The sequence below is a fragment of the Pelobacter seleniigenes DSM 18267 genome, from assembly GCF_000711225.1.
GTDB classification, from domain to species: domain Bacteria; phylum Desulfobacterota; class Desulfuromonadia; order Desulfuromonadales; family Geopsychrobacteraceae; genus Seleniibacterium; species Seleniibacterium seleniigenes.
On record NZ_JOMG01000002.1, the window covers coordinates 2,516,539 to 2,532,741 of the forward strand.

At 55.6% G+C, this 16,203-nt stretch carries 20 protein-coding genes; 15 read left to right on the forward strand and 5 right to left on the reverse strand.

The annotated features are described in order from the left end of the window. The first annotated feature begins 14 nt into the window (after positions 1-14). Complete coding sequence (locus tag N909_RS25745; protein WP_155005946.1) at positions 15-179, forward strand: hypothetical protein; 165 nt, start codon at positions 15-17, stop codon at positions 177-179. Between the two features lie 25 nt (positions 180-204). Here N909_RS25745 and N909_RS0114340 read toward each other — a convergent pair whose 3' ends face one another. Then, a complete protein-coding gene (locus tag N909_RS0114340) occupies positions 205-879 on the reverse strand; it encodes a response regulator (RefSeq protein ID WP_029916296.1) in 675 nt (224 codons plus the stop codon). 295 nt (positions 880-1,174) lie between these two features. On the opposite strand from N909_RS0114340, the gene prmA reads away from it, so the two are divergent. From prmA to N909_RS0114355, 3 genes are read left to right on the forward strand one after another with little or no spacing between them, the layout of a single operon-like run. Continuing rightward, positions 1,175-2,098, forward strand: a complete 924-nt coding sequence (gene prmA, locus N909_RS0114345) for a 50S ribosomal protein L11 methyltransferase (protein WP_245613603.1) — start codon at positions 1,175-1,177, stop codon at positions 2,096-2,098. Next, entirely contained in the window at positions 2,098-2,832 is a 735-nt protein-coding gene (locus N909_RS0114350) for a 16S rRNA (uracil(1498)-N(3))-methyltransferase (protein WP_029916300.1), read from the forward strand. The genes prmA and N909_RS0114350 overlap by 1 nt, the downstream gene beginning before the upstream one ends. A gap of 29 nt (positions 2,833-2,861) precedes the next feature. Beyond that, a complete protein-coding gene (locus N909_RS0114355) occupies positions 2,862-4,253 on the forward strand; it encodes an RDD family protein (protein WP_029916302.1) in 1,392 nt (463 codons plus the stop codon). Between the two features lie 178 nt (positions 4,254-4,431). Here the strand turns inward: N909_RS0114355 and N909_RS0114365 are convergent, their stop codons facing one another. Beyond that, the gene (locus N909_RS0114365; protein WP_029916304.1) at positions 4,432-5,049 is read right to left on the reverse strand and encodes a hydroxyacylglutathione hydrolase family protein; all 618 of its coding nucleotides are present in this window, start codon (positions 5,047-5,049) and stop codon (positions 4,432-4,434) included. Then, positions 5,037-5,258 (reverse strand): hypothetical protein, encoded by a 222-nt coding sequence (locus N909_RS0114370; protein ID WP_029916305.1) that lies wholly within the window; start codon positions 5,256-5,258, stop codon positions 5,037-5,039. The genes N909_RS0114365 and N909_RS0114370 overlap by 13 nt, the downstream gene beginning before the upstream one ends. Positions 5,259-5,357: 99 nt before the next feature. Here N909_RS0114370 and dapF point away from each other — a divergent pair, with 99 nt between their 5' ends. The 4 genes from dapF to dtd are packed head-to-tail and all read left to right on the forward strand — an operon-like array spanning position 5,358 to position 8,181. Continuing rightward, positions 5,358-6,197, forward strand: coding sequence for a diaminopimelate epimerase (dapF, locus tag N909_RS0114375; protein ID WP_029916307.1), 840 nt, complete (start codon positions 5,358-5,360; stop codon positions 6,195-6,197). A 6-nt stretch (positions 6,198-6,203) separates the two neighbouring features. Beyond that, positions 6,204-6,854: a pyrimidine 5'-nucleotidase gene (locus tag N909_RS0114380; protein ID WP_029916310.1), complete on the forward strand. Its 651-nt coding sequence runs from the start codon at positions 6,204-6,206 to the stop codon at positions 6,852-6,854. After that, positions 6,851-7,732 carry a deoxyribonuclease IV gene (locus tag N909_RS0114385; RefSeq protein ID WP_245613604.1) on the forward strand — a complete coding sequence of 294 codons (882 nt, stop codon included), beginning with the start codon at positions 6,851-6,853 and terminating at the stop codon, positions 7,730-7,732. The genes N909_RS0114380 and N909_RS0114385 overlap by 4 nt, the downstream gene beginning before the upstream one ends. Further along, positions 7,732-8,181 carry a D-aminoacyl-tRNA deacylase gene (dtd, locus tag N909_RS0114390; protein ID WP_029916315.1) on the forward strand — a complete coding sequence of 150 codons (450 nt, stop codon included), beginning with the start codon at positions 7,732-7,734 and terminating at the stop codon, positions 8,179-8,181. The genes N909_RS0114385 and dtd overlap by 1 nt, the downstream gene beginning before the upstream one ends. Before the next feature lie 100 nt (positions 8,182-8,281). Here the strand turns inward: dtd and trxA are convergent, their stop codons facing one another. Then, positions 8,282-8,611 carry a thioredoxin gene (gene trxA / locus N909_RS0114395; RefSeq protein WP_029916316.1) on the reverse strand — a complete coding sequence of 110 codons (330 nt, stop codon included), beginning with the start codon at positions 8,609-8,611 and terminating at the stop codon, positions 8,282-8,284. A gap of 196 nt (positions 8,612-8,807) precedes the next feature. Here trxA and N909_RS0114400 point away from each other — a divergent pair, with 196 nt between their 5' ends. From N909_RS0114400 to N909_RS0114430, 7 genes are all read left to right on the forward strand, one after another. Continuing rightward, entirely contained in the window at positions 8,808-9,386 is a 579-nt protein-coding gene (locus N909_RS0114400) for an SIS domain-containing protein (protein WP_029916323.1), read from the forward strand. A gap of 167 nt (positions 9,387-9,553) precedes the next feature. Next, on the forward strand, positions 9,554-10,390 hold the full coding sequence (gene ccsB, locus N909_RS0114405; protein WP_029916325.1) for a c-type cytochrome biogenesis protein CcsB: 837 nt from the start codon (positions 9,554-9,556) through the stop codon (positions 10,388-10,390). A gap of 25 nt (positions 10,391-10,415) precedes the next feature. Then, a complete protein-coding gene (gene hemA / locus N909_RS0114410; RefSeq protein WP_029916326.1) occupies positions 10,416-11,726 on the forward strand; it encodes a glutamyl-tRNA reductase in 1,311 nt (436 codons plus the stop codon). A 1-nt stretch (position 11,727) separates the two neighbouring features. Beyond that, positions 11,728-12,681 (forward strand): hydroxymethylbilane synthase, encoded by a 954-nt coding sequence (gene hemC / locus N909_RS0114415; RefSeq protein WP_029916328.1) that lies wholly within the window; start codon positions 11,728-11,730, stop codon positions 12,679-12,681. A 21-nt stretch (positions 12,682-12,702) separates the two neighbouring features. Beyond that, a complete protein-coding gene (locus N909_RS0114420) occupies positions 12,703-13,467 on the forward strand; it encodes a uroporphyrinogen-III synthase (protein ID WP_051689779.1) in 765 nt (254 codons plus the stop codon). 56 nt (positions 13,468-13,523) lie between these two features. Beyond that, positions 13,524-14,498 (forward strand): porphobilinogen synthase, encoded by a 975-nt coding sequence (gene hemB / locus N909_RS0114425; RefSeq protein WP_029916331.1) that lies wholly within the window; start codon positions 13,524-13,526, stop codon positions 14,496-14,498. A 105-nt stretch (positions 14,499-14,603) separates the two neighbouring features. Beyond that, positions 14,604-15,896 carry a M16 family metallopeptidase gene (locus tag N909_RS0114430; RefSeq protein ID WP_029916333.1) on the forward strand — a complete coding sequence of 431 codons (1,293 nt, stop codon included), beginning with the start codon at positions 14,604-14,606 and terminating at the stop codon, positions 15,894-15,896. Here the strand turns inward: N909_RS0114430 and N909_RS0114435 are convergent. Continuing rightward, complete coding sequence (locus N909_RS0114435) at positions 15,893-16,159, reverse strand: hypothetical protein (protein WP_029916335.1); 267 nt, start codon at positions 16,157-16,159, stop codon at positions 15,893-15,895. The genes N909_RS0114430 and N909_RS0114435 overlap by 4 nt on opposite strands. Positions 16,160-16,203 lie beyond the last annotated feature (44 nt).

The following is a 16,203-nucleotide window of genomic DNA, read 5'->3' on the forward strand; positions in this document are numbered from 1 at the left end:
GAATCAGGCGATTGATGGCAGATGCCTTTGCATGTTTATATTTTCGCTGCTGGTTGTTTGAGCAGGTCAATGCGATTGTTCCTCCCAATAATAATATGGGTCATCTTGGGGTGGTGGCGATTGGCCGGCTGTTTGTTGCAGAGCAGGCCAATCAATTCTCAATATTTTCTTCATCATAAATGCAGATGACCCTGGAGACCAGGGTCAGTCCGAATCTTTCAGGACATAGCCGACGCCCCGGACGGTATGGATCAGTTTTTTGTCGAAATCACGGTCAATTTTTTTCCGCAGATAATTGACATAGACGTCAATGATATTGGTAAAGGAATCGAAGGTGTAGTCCCAAACATGTTCAGCGATCATGGTTCGAGTCAGAACCTGATTCGGGTTCCGCATGAAGTATTCCAGCAGGGCGTATTCCTTGGCGGTGAGGTCGATTGGCCGGTTATTGCGCCAGACATTGTGGCCAACCGGGTCCAGCCGCAGATCGGCAAAATAGAGTTCGGCCCCGCGGTCCTGTGAGCCACGGCGGATCAGGGCTCTGACCCGTGCCACCAGCTCGGCAAAGGCAAAAGGCTTGGTCAGGTAGTCATCACTGCCGATGTCCAGGCCGGATGCGATATCCTCAACGGTGTCCTTGGCGGTCAGGCACAGAATCGGGGTCGAGATGTTTTTTTCACGTAACTCCTTGATTGCACTCAGGCCGTCTTTCTTGGGTAGCATGACATCCATCAGAATAAGATCATAACTGGAGCTTTCCGCCATGGCGATACCGCTTTCGCCGTCATGGGCAACATCAACAGTAAAATCTTCTTCTTCCAGGCCCCGCTTGATAAAACTGGCGACCTTTTTTTCGTCTTCGACAACCAGGATCCGCATCAATGAGTCTCCTTTTGGTCAATGCCGTTGCACCTGTATCTAGTGGTGCGGAATATTAAAAACCCCGCCACCAATTTGTTGAAATGGGTTTGGTAAAGGGTTGGTTTTAATCTGAAAAAATAATATCATGAGGTTTTACTAGCTCAGGCTCATGAAAATCAGATTAAACTTTAGCAGAGTCTAAAAAAGTGCGCAAGGGCAATGATAGATTCTTTTAATTATTTTTGTTTATGGTCAGAGTGTACAAATTTACTGATTCCTTATTGTTTTCATTGATAGATTCTGTTAATTAGTGATGATGAAAAATGAATGGATTGCGATAGAGGTTGGTGTTCCTGGGGCTTGGGTTGATCTGGTCAGCGTCTTGCTTGCCGATTGCGGATGCTCCGGCGTTGTTGTTGAAGAACGGCAGCTGGATACCTTTGTGGTGCCTGACGATGCCCTTGACGCGGAGCGGATTTATCGGCTTAAGGGCTATTTTGAGGCGGACTGTTCCCCCGAACAGCTGGTGACGAAGGTTGCAGTGGCCCTGCGCCAGGCCCCGCTGCCGGATGAACTGTCCCTGGAAGTCCTCCTCGGCGAGACCGTCCAGATTGAGGACTGGTCCGAACAGTGGAAACAGAATTTTTCCGCTTTTCGCGTCGGTGAGCGACTGGTGGTCTGTCCCAGTTGGGAAGAGGCTCAAGTTGCTGCCAATGATGTGGTCATTGAGATCGATCCGGGGATGGCGTTCGGGACCGGCTCGCATGCGACGACCAGATTATGTCTGGAGGCCATCGCGGAGCTGCTGGCCAGCCCCACGCCGCCCGCTCAAATGTTGGATGTTGGAACCGGCTCGGGCCTGCTGGCATTGGGGGCCGCGGCCCTGGGTTGCGCAGCGGTGCTGGCCAATGACATTGACCCGATTGCCTGTCAGGTCGCCCGCGAAAATGTGCAGAAGAACGGTTATCAGGAGCGCATTAAAGTAACGGAGACGCCCCTGGAGTCTCTTCCGGGATCCTTTGATCTGGTCGTTGCGAATATCCTCGCGGAAGAGAATGTCCGGCTCGGTCCTGCTTTTATGGCGCATTTGCGGCCGGGCGGCTGGCTTGTTCTGTCCGGGATTTTGCGGGAGAAAGAAGCGCTGGTGCGCGCGGGTTTTGACGGTTTTCCGCTGGAATCCTTTGCCAGTCGTTACCTGGACGACTGGGTCTGCCTCCTTTATCGCCGGAATCGTTGATGCGGAGTTTTTTTATTCCCGAACCAGAGCTGAGTTGCGGCAGCGTGCTGGTGCTGCCGGCGGAACAACGAAAACATATCAAGACCGTTCTCCGCCTGAGTCCCGGCGACGAAGTTGAACTGTTCAACGGCACCGGACAGGTTGCCAGGGGGGTTCTGGACGCTTTGGATCAGGTGCAGGTTCTTCAGGTTGAGACCCAGCCTGCCGCAGCCTGCCGTTTGACCCTTCTCCAGGGTCTGCCGAAGGGTGAAAAACTGGAGCTTATCCTCCAGAAGGGGACGGAGATTGGGGTCAGCTGTTTTCAGGTGGTGGCGATGGAACGCAGCGTTGGCCGTCTCAAAGCCGAAAAAAAAGAGCAAAAACTGGGGCGCTGGTGGAAAATCATCCAGGAAGCCGCGCGCCAGAGTCGCCAATATCACTTGCCTGAACTCCAGGCTGATTTGTCTTTACCTCAGGCGTTGGGCCAGGTGCAGGCTGATTTGAAGCTGGTGCTGTGGGAAGAGGAAGCCGGTTCGTTGACAGCAGCTCTGCCTCGCCAGATTCCGCAGAGTGTCGCTGTCATCATCGGACCCGAAGGAGGCATCAGCCGCAACGAAATCGAACTGATCAAACAAGCCGGGTTTGTCCCTGTTGGGCTGGGGCCGAGAATTCTCCGCACCGAAACCGCTGGGCTTGCGATAATGTCGATTTTACAATATCTTTATGGTGATTTTGCTACGGGCCGACATGGTTGAGGAACCGTGCTCAGAGGAAAGGAAAAATCATGAGATGTCCCAAGTGTGGCTTCAACAGTTTTGACTATCTCGACAACTGCAAAAAATGCGGTAAAGACCTGGTTGAGTTCAAAGAGCGTTACGGAATTAAAAGCGTCCTGTTCCCCGGACAGACGGTTGCTGGTGAAACAGCGGTCGAAACCGATTTCGATGCTGATGCCGCGGTTGCCGCTGCAACGGCTTCGGTCGCCGCTGCACCTGTTTTCGAAACTAGTCCGGAACCGGAAGCCCCGACCGCCGAAAGCGATGATTTCGGCTTTGATTTCATGGGGGACAGCACCGAGGATGACGATCTTTCCTTTGACGAGCTTTTTGAGGAAGCTCCGGAGGACGAAGATGTCGAGGAAACCCTGGAAGGCCCAAAGGCCAAAGCCGAAGCGACGGATAGTACTGATTTTTCCTTCGATCTGCCAGAGGAAGACGATCTGGAGGATGATTTCGGCTTTGATCCGGATGAGGATAGCGCGACGAATGCGGCCAAAAAAGAACCGGGAAAGGACCCCGCAGACCCTTTTGATTTTCCGGAGTCCTCTGCAGCCGAGGGGACTCCGGATGCTGAATCTACGGCGGATTTGTTCGACCTGACTCAAAACGAAGCTGAGGCCCTGCTGGACGAGAGTCCTGCTATGCTGACGGACTCCTTTGCCGTTGCGGAGGAGCAGGATGATCTCTTCAGTGTGGCGGAAGAGATTCCCGTCGAACCGGATGCTGAGCTGGCATTGGACGAGCCCGATCTGGCGCCGACCCCTGTGGTCTCGGCACCAGCCGAAGTTCGCGACGAGGAAGCGGTCTACGCTGAATATTACCGGCAATTCGATGAGCTGGCTGAGCAATTGGCGAGTGTCGACGAGGAGGTTACTGCCTCGCCTTTGGCGGCAACTGCTGTGCTTGACGATAGCGACGAAGCGATTGATGATGAAGTTTCCGTTTTGGCCACTGAAGAACTCGACACGGCCGGTTTGGGCAAGCGTCTTTTAGCGGGGTTTTGCGATATCATCGTGCTGGCTGTGGTCGGCGGCAGCTTTGTTATTGCTGCCGAAGCTGCCATGGGAGGGGTGAACGATCAGCTGCTCCCCTCTGTGACCACCTTGCTGGACCTTTCTATCCCTTACTTCCTGGTGTTGTTTTCTCTGTTCTTTGGCTATTTCACCCTATTCCATTTTTTGGCCGGACAGACGCCGGGGAAAATGCTTACCGGTTTGCGGGTTGAAACCATCGGCGGCGATGCCTTGGATTTTCCTCATGCTTTTCTGCATACGGTCGGCGGTTTGCTCCAACTGCTGCCCGCCGGACTCGGGTATCTCTCCGTTTTTGCCAATCCGCAACGCCGCGGCTGGAATGATCGTCTGGCAGGAACCCGCGTGATCAATCTGAAGCGCTAGCGGGTGGTAGGAAAAAAAGCCTGCCGAGCCATGAAGGGACGCACAAAATCGATGACGGTCTTTTTGCGCGGTGGGGAAAAGCGCATTACTCGCCAACTGCTTGAACATTTCAGAGATGAACCTATTTAATGACCCGCTTGGGTTCTGACCGACTGAGTGCCTGGGCAGGTTGGTTCTCTCAGGCCATTCTTAGTCTGATAAAACTCTGCAGGTCGGGACATTTCAGGAAATCATTATGCTCCAGTTCCCAGCCGATCGTTGAGGTCGATTGGGGTCCGTAGTCGTGCCCCGGGTAGATAGTGGTGTCTTGCGGCAGGGTTTTCAAGCGCTGCAGGCTATCGTAAAGGGCTGCCACATCACTGCCCGGCAGATCCGCCCGGCCACAGCGACTGACAAAGAGGGTATCGCCGGTTATCAGCTGCAGGCCACTGCGAAAGACGATCGATCCGGGGGTATGCCCTGGAGTGTGCAGAACCTTGAGCAGACCGTTGCCAAGCTGGATGGTTGAACCTTCCGAGAGGATGATGTCCGGGTTTGGCACGTCCTGGGGGTGGGCCGCCAGTTTTGCTCCGGTCGCTTCAATAATGGCCCCGTTGCCGGCGACATGATCCCTGTGGCCGTGGGTATTCAGCAGCAGTTTCAGGTCGACGTTCAATTCCCGTGCTTTTTCAAGCAGGCGTTCGGGATGCATCGAAGGGTCAACGGCCGCGCCATGCATGGTTTCCGGACAATAGACCAGGTAGGAGAAATTATCCATGTCACTGGCCGGAATCTGAATGATGTTCAATATGTCCATTGGTCCTGCGGTTCCTCCTGAGCAATCAGGCGAATCTCCCGGTCGATGATTTTGAAACGCTGTCCGGTGCTCCGGACCAGCCATTCATCGCCTTCTTCCGGCGGTTGCGGGAACTCGCGGTTGCCGAGGAACACATCCTCATTGTTGATCATTCCCCACCAGTCAAGCGCCCCGGTCTGCCAGATTTTGGTTTTTAGAAAAAACGCCATGATTTCTCCGGAAATAAAACGTTAAGAGTTGAGAGCATGAGATAGTCTCATTATATTATCAGAGAGCTTCATATAATCACAACGGTCCAGGGGGTGAAAATGAAATTTACCAAAATGCATGGTATCGGCAATGACTATATTTATATCGACTGTTTTCAGCAACAGGTGGCCGATCCCGAGGAGTTTGCGCGCCGTGCCAGTGACCGACATTTCGGCATCGGTTCGGATGGGCTGATCCTGATCCTGCCTTCGCAAGTGGCAGATGTGCGCATGCGGATGTTCAATGCCGATGGCAGTGAGTCGGAAATGTGCGGCAACGGGATCCGTTGTGTTGCCAAGTACGCTTATGATCACGGGTTGGTGCGGAAGACCGCGCTGCAGGTTGAAACCGGCAACGGGGTGCTTGATTTGCAGCTGTTTCTGGGGAGCGACGGCCTGGTGGCCAAGGTTCGCGTCAACATGGGCCTGCCGATACTGCAGCGTGCCGCCATCCCCATGACCGGTCCAGCGACCGAAACCGCCGTGCTGGTTCCCTTTGTGGTTGCCGGTCATACCCTTGAGCTGACCTGTGTTTCCATGGGCAATCCCCACGCGGTGGTCTATGTCGATGATGTTGCCGCCTTTCCGGTCACTGAAATCGGACCGCAGATCGAAACCAGCGACTGGTTTCCGCGCCGTACCAACATCGAGTTTGTCCAGATTGTGAGCCGGACAGAGGTGATCCAGCGCACCTGGGAGCGGGGTGCAGGGGAAACCCTGGCCTGCGGAACCGGGGCTTCGGCGGTTACCGTGGCCGGCGTTCTGACCCGCAAGACCGAGCGCAAGATCTTGAATCATCTACGCGGCGGTGAGCTGGAACTGGAATGGCTCGACAACGGACCGGTGCTGATGACCGGCCCTGCCGTTGAAGTGTTCAGCGGCGAATATGAACCGAAATAGGCGGGTATGAAAGCGATACTGTTTGATCTGGATAACACTCTTTATCCGCGGGAAAAGGACCTCTTTGCGCTCATCGATGTGCGGATCAACCGTTACATGGAAGAGATCGTCGCCATTGATCCGCAGGCGGTCGATGGTTTGCGGCGGCGTTACTGGAAAGATTACGGCGCCACCCTGCAGGGGCTGATTCGCCATCATGGGGTCAATCCGGAAGATTATCTGGACTATGTGCATGCCGTGGACGTCGCCAGCCGGCTTTCCTGCGATCTGCGACTGCAGAGCGTGCTGGCCGGGTTGCCGGCACCCAGCTATGTTTTTACCAACGGCTCCCGCGATCATGCCGACCGGGTGGTCAACGCCCTGGGGCTGGACGGGCTGTTTGTGGATGTTTTCGACATCCGCATCGACAATTATCAACCGAAACCGAATCCCGGACCCTATCACAAGGTTCTTACCCAGTTGCAACTGACCGGTGAGCAGTGCGTCATGGTGGAAGATCAGCCGCAGAACCTGCAAACCGCCAAGCAGCTCGGAATGAAAACCGTGCTGGTCGGGCCGCAGGATCCGCAGAACAGCTTTGACTTTGTCGATGCCTGGATCAGGGAACCGGCGGATATCGCCGGATTGCTGGGAATCTGGGCGGGAGCTGCCGGGTGAGTCGGCCTAGCACAACAGAGTTGTTGATCGGCGCCCATGTCTCGATTGCCGGTGGTATTGACCGAGCCTTCAGCCGGGGGGAACTGATCGGTTGTTCCGCAATCCAGATCTTTACCCGCAATGCCAGCCGTTGGCAGGCAAAATCGCTGAGCACAGAAGCCATCGCCGCGTTTCGTAGCGCCCACGCAAATAGTCCCATTCGCTATGTGGCAGCCCATGACAGTTACCTGATCAACCTGGCCAGCCCGGATCCGGAGCTCAGGAAAAAATCGATTGATGCCTTTGTCGATGAACTGGTTCGTTGCGAGCAGCTGGGCATCGGTGATCTGGTCATGCATCCCGGTGCGCACATGGGACAAGGGGTTGCGGCGGGTTTGCAGACCGTTGCCGCCAGCTTTCGCAGCATTTTCGCTGGAGCTCCGTCCAGGGTCAGAGTTCTACTGGAAAATACCGCCGGCCAGGGGACCAGTCTTGGCGCCCGGTTTGAGGATCTGGCAGAAATCTGCAGCCTGGTCGGGACGGAACGGTTTGCTGTCTGTTTTGATACCTGTCATGCATTTGCCGCCGGTTATGATCTGCGCAGCGCCCAGACCTACCATGAGGTGATGGCTGGTTTCGATCGTCTGCTCGGTTGCGACCGGCTGGCGCTGTTTCACCTCAACGACTGCAAGAAACCTTTGGGTTCGCGGGTGGATCGGCACGAACATGTGGCCAAAGGGGAGATCGGCCGGGCCGGGTTTGCCGCCTTGATGAGTGATCAGCGCTTTGCCGACACACCGAAAATACTGGAAACTCCCGGTGGCCCGGAGCATTGTCATGACCTGGAGAATCTGGCCCTGCTGCGCCAGCTGGCCGGGTCGAAAGAAGGAATCTGCTGATGAGAGCAGTGATTCAACGGGTGAGTCAGGCCGGGGTTAGTGTCGCCGGGCAACGGATAGCCGCGATTGGTCAGGGATTGCTGGTTCTGCTGGGGATTGAGGACGGTGATGACCGTGCGGCCGCCGATTACCTGGCGGAAAAAACTGTAGGGCTGCGGATTTTTGAAGATGCGGTCGGTAAGATGAATTGCTCGGTGGCGGATTGCGGCGGGCAGATTCTGGTGGTGTCGCAGTTCACCCTGCTGGCGGACTGTCGCAAAGGACGACGGCCCAGTTTCTCTTCAGCGGCGCTCCCCGAGCAAGCAGAGCCTCTGTGCGACTATTTTGTTGAACAGGTCAGCGCTCGCGGCGTGGCCACCCAAACCGGTAAATTTCGCGCCGATATGGCGGTCGATCTGGTCAATGACGGGCCGGTGACCATTTTACTGGACAGTAAAAGACAGTTCTGAGCTGGGCTGCGATCTGGCCGACGGCGGAGATGCTTTGGGGCGGAGATGATTGGAAAACAGGCCCCGATCCTGTGGATCGGAGCCTGTTTGGTGGTGGCTGTTAAAGAGCTTTCTGGAGCAGATTCTCAACCTGGTTTTTCGGCACGGCGCCAACCAGCTGGTCAACGATTTCGCCATCTTTGAACAGGATCATGGTGGGAATGCCACGCACACCATACTGACCGGGAGTGGCCGGATTTTCATCGACATTGACTTTGCCGATTTTGATCTTGCCTTCATATTCTTCCGCCAGTTGATCGAGCACCGGGGCGATCGCTTTGCAGGGTGCACACCAGGTTGCCCAAAAATCGACCAGAATCGGTGTTGCAGATTTAAGAACGTCAGCTTCAAATTGAGCGTCGGTAATTTCGAGTACTTTGTCGCTAGCCATCGACTTCTCCTTTTTTCCAGTAGTGGCTTTTCTGTTTCGGTGAATTGATATTCGAACTCAAATATATAGAGAAGATTACAGAAAAATCAAGTTGTATTCCGGTGTCCGCTCGCGCTTGACAGCAAGGGTGCCGGTCCATATTATGCTTGTGCCGAGCTTTCCTGAGTTTTGGGGGAACCGGCTCTGGAGGTAAAGAATGAATCAGCAAATCAACGAAGCGTGCGCTCAAGTCCTCGCTTTGCACGAAAAATTCTGTCAGGAACAGAACGATCAGATGGTGGCGCTGGCCAAACGGCTCGCTGGTCTGTTTGCCGAAGAGGGGCAACTCCTTCTGGCCGGACACGGCCATATGGCGGCTATTGCCCAGCTGATGGCGGCGCAATTTGCCTTCCGGCTTGATTTCGACCGCCCGGTCCTGCCGGCGCTCTGCCTCGGGAGTGATCCCCTGCTGAGTGCTCGGATGATGGCGGAAGGGCAGTTCGAACAGCATTTGGTACGCCACTATCGTGCGGTCAACAGCCAGCACCATCTGTTGCTGGTCTGCTCCGACGGGTCTGCTGCTCCCGAACTTCAGGCCCTGGTTGAAGAAACCCTGGAAAACGAGCAGGCCGTGGTGCTGTTGTCCGGCGATTGCCGCAAAGACCCTCTGTTCAAGGATGATCTTGACGTCTGCATTGACCTGGCCACCGATTCTATGCCACGGCTGCTGGAACTGGCTCAATTTGCCGGTCATCTGCTCTGTGAGCTGGTCGAAAAAGAATTATTCGGCCGTTAGAAAAAGACTGCTTCGAAACGGCTGAAGCGCCAAATTGATAAAATCTGTAAGGAAAATAAAAAAGTTGACACACGAGATTGGTGAACAATACAATCTCCCGACTTCATGAGAAGCGGTAACCGAATGATGTTTTATCATCGCGGGTCCGAAGCGCCGGAAAGGGTACCATGGGAACCTCGACTCTGTTGACCTCTAGCACCACTCTGATCTATCTCACCGCGAGCATTCTTTACCTGGCCGCCATGATCGGCAAAAAAACCAAAGCAGGACGGCTGGGGCGTTGGTTCCTGCTCGTCGGGGTCATCGTCCATGCGGGCTCTTTTGCGGTGCTCCACTCCAGGGTCGGCGGGACACCGGTGACCAGCCTGCAGGAATCCCTGTCGTTTTTTGCCTGGTGTCTGGTGCTGCTCTACCTGTTACTGGAATTGCGCTTCCGGCTCTCGGTGATGGGCTCTTTCGCTGCGCCGTTGGCCTTTGTGCTGATGGTTGCCAGCGCTTTAAGCCCCAATGTGGTGGTGCAGTTGAACCCGCTCTTTAAGAGCTGGCTGTTCCCGGTTCACATTACCCTTGCTTTTCTCGGCAATGCTGCGTTTGCGCTGTCGTTTGGTGCCGGCATCATGTATCTGGTGCAGAACCGCATGCTGAAAAGCAAACATTTTACCGGTATTTTCCAACTGTTGCCCTCGCTGGATACCCTCGACAAAGTCAACTACACTTGCCTGAGTGTCGGTTTTCCACTAATGACCCTCGGTATTATCAGCGGTGCCTTCTGGGCCAATACCGCCTGGGGCAGTTACTGGAGTTGGGACCCGAAAGAGACCTGGGCGCTGATTACCTGGTTCCTCTACGCCGCGCTTTTGCACGGGCGTCTGTCCGCGGGCTGGCGAGGCCGTACCGCGGCTCTTTTTTCCATCATCGCCTTTATGTTTCTGCTCTTCACCTTCCTGGGGGTGAACTTGCTGCTCAGTGGTTATCACACATTCGAAGCTTTTGCCGTTAATTGAGCTGAAGCTTACTGAAAACGATGCTATGAATATCATTGTTGTGGGGTTGAGTCATAAGACCGCCCCGGTGGAAATCAGAGAAAAGGTTGCTTTCCCGCCGACCGCCATGGCCGCTCCGTTGGCGCAGATGCAGGCGTTGCCAGCAATCGCCGAAGCGGTCATTGTTTCGACCTGTAACCGGGTTGAGCTGTATGCCGCCACTCGCACTCCCGAAGCCGGGATTGTTGAGCTGAAGGCGTTTCTGGCCCATTATCATCAGCTGGAGCAGGTCGCGCTGGATCCTCACCTTTATCATTACGAGGGCGAAGCGGCCATGCAGCATGTCATGCGGGTGGCTGCCAGCCTTGATTCCATGGTGATCGGCGAACCGCAGATTCTCGGCCAGATCAAAACCGCTTATGGCTATGCCACCGAGTTCAAAACCGCCGGGACCATTCTCAACCGGTTTCTGCACAAGGCCTTTTCCGTGGCCAAGCGGGTCCGCAATGAAACCGAGATCGCCAGCCATGCCGTGTCTGTCTCCTTTGCTGCCGTTGAACTGGCCCGCAAAATATTCGACAGCCTTGAAAACAAGACGGTTATGTTGATCGGCGCCGGAGAAATGTGTGAACTGGCTGCAAAGCATTTTGTCAACAATGGCGTCTCCAAAGTGCTGGTGACCAATCGGACTTTCAGTCGGGCTGAAAAACTGGCCGAAGAATTTTCCGGAACGGCCGTTAATTTTGATGATTTCCAGGAACAATTGCACAGGGCGGATATCGTGTTATCGTCGACCGGTGCCCCGGATTATGTCCTGACCGCCAAAAAGCTCAAGGACGTGATCAAGCTGCGCCGGTATAAACCGATGTTCCTGATCGATATTGCAGTGCCGCGGGATATCGATCCGGCGGCGAACCGGCTGGAAAGTATCTACCTCTATGATGTCGATGATCTTCAGGGGGTGGTGGAAGCCAACCTCAAGGAACGGCAGAAAGAGGCGGTCAAAGCTGAAGCTATCATTGCCGGCGAAGTGCAGCAGTTTCAAAGCTGGCTGGCAACCCTGGAAGTCAAACCGACCATCGTTGCGTTGCGCCGCCAGCTGGAGCAGGTTCGTCAGCTGGAGATGGAGAAAACCCTGTCCGGGTTGTCCCACCTTGGCGAAAAAGAACGCAAAGCCATTGATGCCATGACCGCGGCGATTGTCAACAAGATCCTGCATCACCCAACAAGCATCCTCAAGCAGGCCAGCACCAGTGATGACGGCAACCTTTACCTGGATGCTGTCCGGACCTTATTCGATCTGCCGGAACCAGCCGGCGAGACAACTGATTCCGTTAAACCTAACCGAAGGAGTTGAGATGTCCCGTACTTTGCGAATCGGCACGCGTGCCAGTGCTTTGGCCTTGTGGCAGGCGAACTGGGTTAAAGACCAGTTGGAGCAGCGTTACCCCGATCTGACCGTGACCCTGACTAAAATCAAGACTCAAGGGGATAAAATCCTTGATGTTCCGTTGGCCATGGTTGGTGGTAAGGGCCTGTTCGTCAAGGAAATCCAGGAAGCGATGTTGCGTCACGAAGTCGATATCGCTGTCCATTCCATGAAAGATGTGCCGACTTTTTTCCCCGAGGGGACCGGGCTGCGTTGTATCACCGAGCGGGAAGATCCGCGCGACATCGTGGTTCTGAAACCGGGCTACGCCAGCTTCGCCGATATCCGCCACAAAGGTCGTATCGGCACCTCGTCGCTACGTCGCAAAGCCCAACTGCTCAACCTGCGTCCCGACCTGGAGATGGTCGATATCAGGGGTAATGTCCAGACCCGGATCAACAAGCTTGACGAAGATAATCTGGATGCCGTGGTGCTGGCTGCTGCCGGCATGCATCGGCTCGGGTTCGCTGCGCAGATCGGTGAATATTTTGACCCGAAGGTCTGCCTGCCCGCCATCGGCCAGGGGGCTTTGGGGCTGGAAAGCAGGATTGATGACGAAGAGACCAACAGCCTGATCGATTTTTTCAATCATGCCGAGACCGCCTATGCGGTGACCGCGGAACGGGCGGTCCTTTCCACCCTGGAAGGGGGCTGTCAGGTGCCGATTGCCGCTTTCGGAACCGTCAGCGGGACAGAACTGGAACTGACCGGACTGGTCTCCGATGTCGCCGGCCGGGAACTGCTGAAAAAGACCTTGACCGGGCCGGTCGGGCAGGCCGCCGAACTCGGTGTGACCCTGGCCAAACAGCTCCTGGAGATGGGGGCGGGGCGGATCCTGAACGCGGTTTACGGCTGCGAAACCTTCAAGCAGGATGAGGATTGAACGACGGTGAGGGAGCTGCCTTTGGCCGGGAAAAAATTTCTGGTGACCCGCTCGCAAAATCAGGCGGCCGCTCTGGTTGCGTTACTGGCAGAACAGGGCGGTGAAGCGATCTGCGTGCCGACCATCGACATCGTTGCGCCGGAGAGCTGGCGTCCCCTCGATCTGGAAATCCGCAATCTGGAAGATGTCGATATCCTGATTCTGACCTCGGCCAATGCGGTCAACGCTTTTTTTGAGCGGTTCTTGGAAAATGAGCAGTATTTCGGCTTGTTGAAGGCCGTTACGGTTGTCGCCGTCGGCCCCAAAACAGCTCAGGCTATGGCACCCTATGCGCTCAGCGCGGATATCGTTCCACAGGATCATAGCGCCGAAGGGATTGTCGCAGAGCTGCTGGCGCTGGGCGTTGCCGGAAAGAAGATTCTTTATCCACGAGCTGAATTGGCCCGGCCTTATCTGGTTGATCATCTGCGCGCCGCCGGTGCGGATGTCAGCGCCCCGATCGCCTATCGAACGGTCGCCCCGCGGGAGAATACGGAAAAAATCCGTCGGCTGTTAAAAAACCAAGAGCTGGATGCAATCTGTTTCAGTTCGTCTTCCACTTTTGATAATCTGCTGGCCATGCTTGGCGATGAGTTGAAATTATTACTGGGGAAAACCGAACTGTTTTCCATCGGCCCACAGACCTCGCGGACAATCCGTGAGCATGGCTTCAAGGTCGATCTGGAACCGCCGGCCTGGACTTTGGATGCCCTGGTTGCGGCCATGGTGGAACACTATCGTAATTGACGGCAAACGCTGCGAGCTGGCTGTTGAGCGGTTCTCTATTGTAAAGGAGTCTATTTATGTACTTTCCCAATTATCGTCCGCGCCGCCTGCGGCGCAATGAAAATATCCGGCGGATGGTCCGCGAAACCCACCTGCGTGTGGATGATCTGATTTACCCGATGTTCAGCGCCTTCGGTGAAAATATCCGCAAGGAAATCGGTTCGATGCCGGGAATTTATCAGCAGTCCATTGAGAATATTATCAGCGAAGCCAAAGAGGTCTACGCTCTCGGTATTCCGGCTGTGATCCTGTTCGGTATCCCGGAAGAGAAGGATGCCGTCGGCAGTGACGCTTACAGCGACAGTGGGATTATCCAGAATACCATCCGTGCACTGAAGAAAGAGTTGCCGGAGCTGTTGGTGATTACCGATGTCTGCATGTGCGAGTATACGGACCATGGACACTGCGGGATGATCAAGGACGGCGATGTTGACAACGATGCCACCTTGGAACTGCTCGCCAAGGAAGCTCTCTCCCATGCCCAGGCCGGGGCCGATATCATCGCGCCGTCGGATATGATGGACGGGCGGATTGCGGCGATCCGGGATGTGCTGGACGAGAACGGTTTCGAGCATATTCCGATCATGAGCTATGCCGTCAAATATGCCAGCGGCTTTTACGGCCCCTTCCGGGAGGCAGCGGAGAGCACTCCCGAGTTTGGCGACCGGCGCAGTTACCAGATGGATCCCGCCAACCGTCTTGAAGCCCTGCGCGAAGCGAATCAGGATCTGGCCGAGGCCGCCGATTTCTTGATGGTCAAACCGGCCTTGTCCTACCTGGATATTATCCGCGATTTGAAAGACAATTTTGACCTGCCGCTGGTTGCCTACAACGTCTCCGGCGAATACAGCATGGTCAAAGCCGCCGCGGCAAGGGACTGGGTCGAGGGGGAGCGGGTGATGATGGAAATACTGCTCAGCATAAAACGGGCCGGCGCCGACCTGATCATTACCTATCATGCCAAAGAGGCGGCCAGGTTATTGCGGGGCTAAGCAAGACCTGCTAGATTGAATTACGTCCTCAGCGGGCTGACGCGGTGCGTCGGCCCGCTCTTGTCATTTTAAGGTGCGGTATTGTTAAGGAACAGGTCATCATTTTTGTCCAGCTCAGAATATTTTGTTGATACCCTGCCCAACGGGGTGCGTCTGGTGACGGTGCCGTTGCCTCATCTGCATGCCGCGGAACTGGTCTGTTACCTGGCCGTCGGCGGCCGCAATGAAACTGACGAAATCTCCGGAGTTTCCCATTTCCTGGAGCATATGGTTTTTCGCGGCACCGAAGACTATCCCACCAGCACCGATATCGAGCGCGCTTTCGAGGCGATCGGCGGCGCGGTCAACGCCTCCACCGATGTCGAGACCACCTGTTTTCATTCCCGGGTTCATCCGGCCTATCTCGCGGAAGGGCTGGCTCTGTTCGCGTCGATGCTGCTGCGGCCGAAATTTCGGGAACTTGATGTGGAGCGGCGGATTATTCTTGAGGAAGCCCGCGAGGACTTCAACGAGGAAGGGACCCTGGTCAATCCGGACAACCTGATGGCTGCGCTGCTTTGGCCCGGACATCCCCTCGGAAAATCCCTGATCGGTACACCGGAAAGCCTGGCCGGCATCGACCTGCCCTGCCTGGAGGCCTATTACCGGAGCTGGTACCGGCCCCAGAACCTGGTGATCTGTGCCTGCGGGCCTATTTCGCAGGATGAATTACGCAGCGCGGCAACGCGTGAATTCGGTCATTGGGAGCCCGCTGCGCTGCCCACTTTGAGCCCGGCACCGCAACCAGAAGAGGCTCAGCCGGAGAGTTGCTGGGTTGATGATTCCGATTCCCAGGTCAGTCTGCAACTGGCCTTTCGTCTGCCCGGCCGCAACGATGAACGGATTCTGGCCGTGCGACTGTTGCGGCGCTTGCTGTCCTGGGGCGGTGGAGCCCGATTACCGTTGCGGTTGCGCGAGGAACTGGGGCTGACCTATTCCGTCGAGGCCAACTGTTCGCTGCTCAGCGACACCGGTTATCTGTCCATCGACCTGTCGGTGGCGCCCGCCAACCTGCCGAAGGTTCTGCCGGAGCTGTTTGATGTGCTCGCCGACCTGCGCAATAACCGGTTGCCCCAGGCCGAGCTCGATGCCGCCATCAAGGGCTATCTGTTTGATCTGGAGTTTTCGCAGGACCAGAGCGATTCACTGGCCGTGCGCTACGGATGGGGCTTGCAGGCCGGCTATCTGCGCACCCTGGAGCAGGATCGCCTGGAGTTGCAGCAGCTGACCTGCGAGAAAATTCAACAGGCCGCCCATGAGCTGCTCACCCGGCAGAGTATGAAGCTGGTGGTGGTTGGCCCCTGGCGTGAGCAGGATCGCTCCCTGGTGGAAAAGCAGTTGCACGCAGCCCCCTTTTAGGCGGGGCCGCGCTCTCTCTTCGGGGCTTTTGCAAATGTGGTTGGGAACGTGGCGATTTTCCCCACTATAAACTCGATCCATTGGAGAATCTCGCTGGATGTTGATCCTCCGCCCCTGGGCTTGGCGGATTGTTTGGCCATCTCCGGCTCGTTGATCCTGACCGTTTTATAAAGAAAGTTTTTGAACCGGTAAAATTTTCTGCGTTCCTCAGGTGATTCCTCCGGCTGGGTGCAGGCGCGCAGCAACCGGACCAGCTTGAGCATGTTGCCGGTCCCTTCCCGTTGGGTAAAACAACCACCTTCAGTAC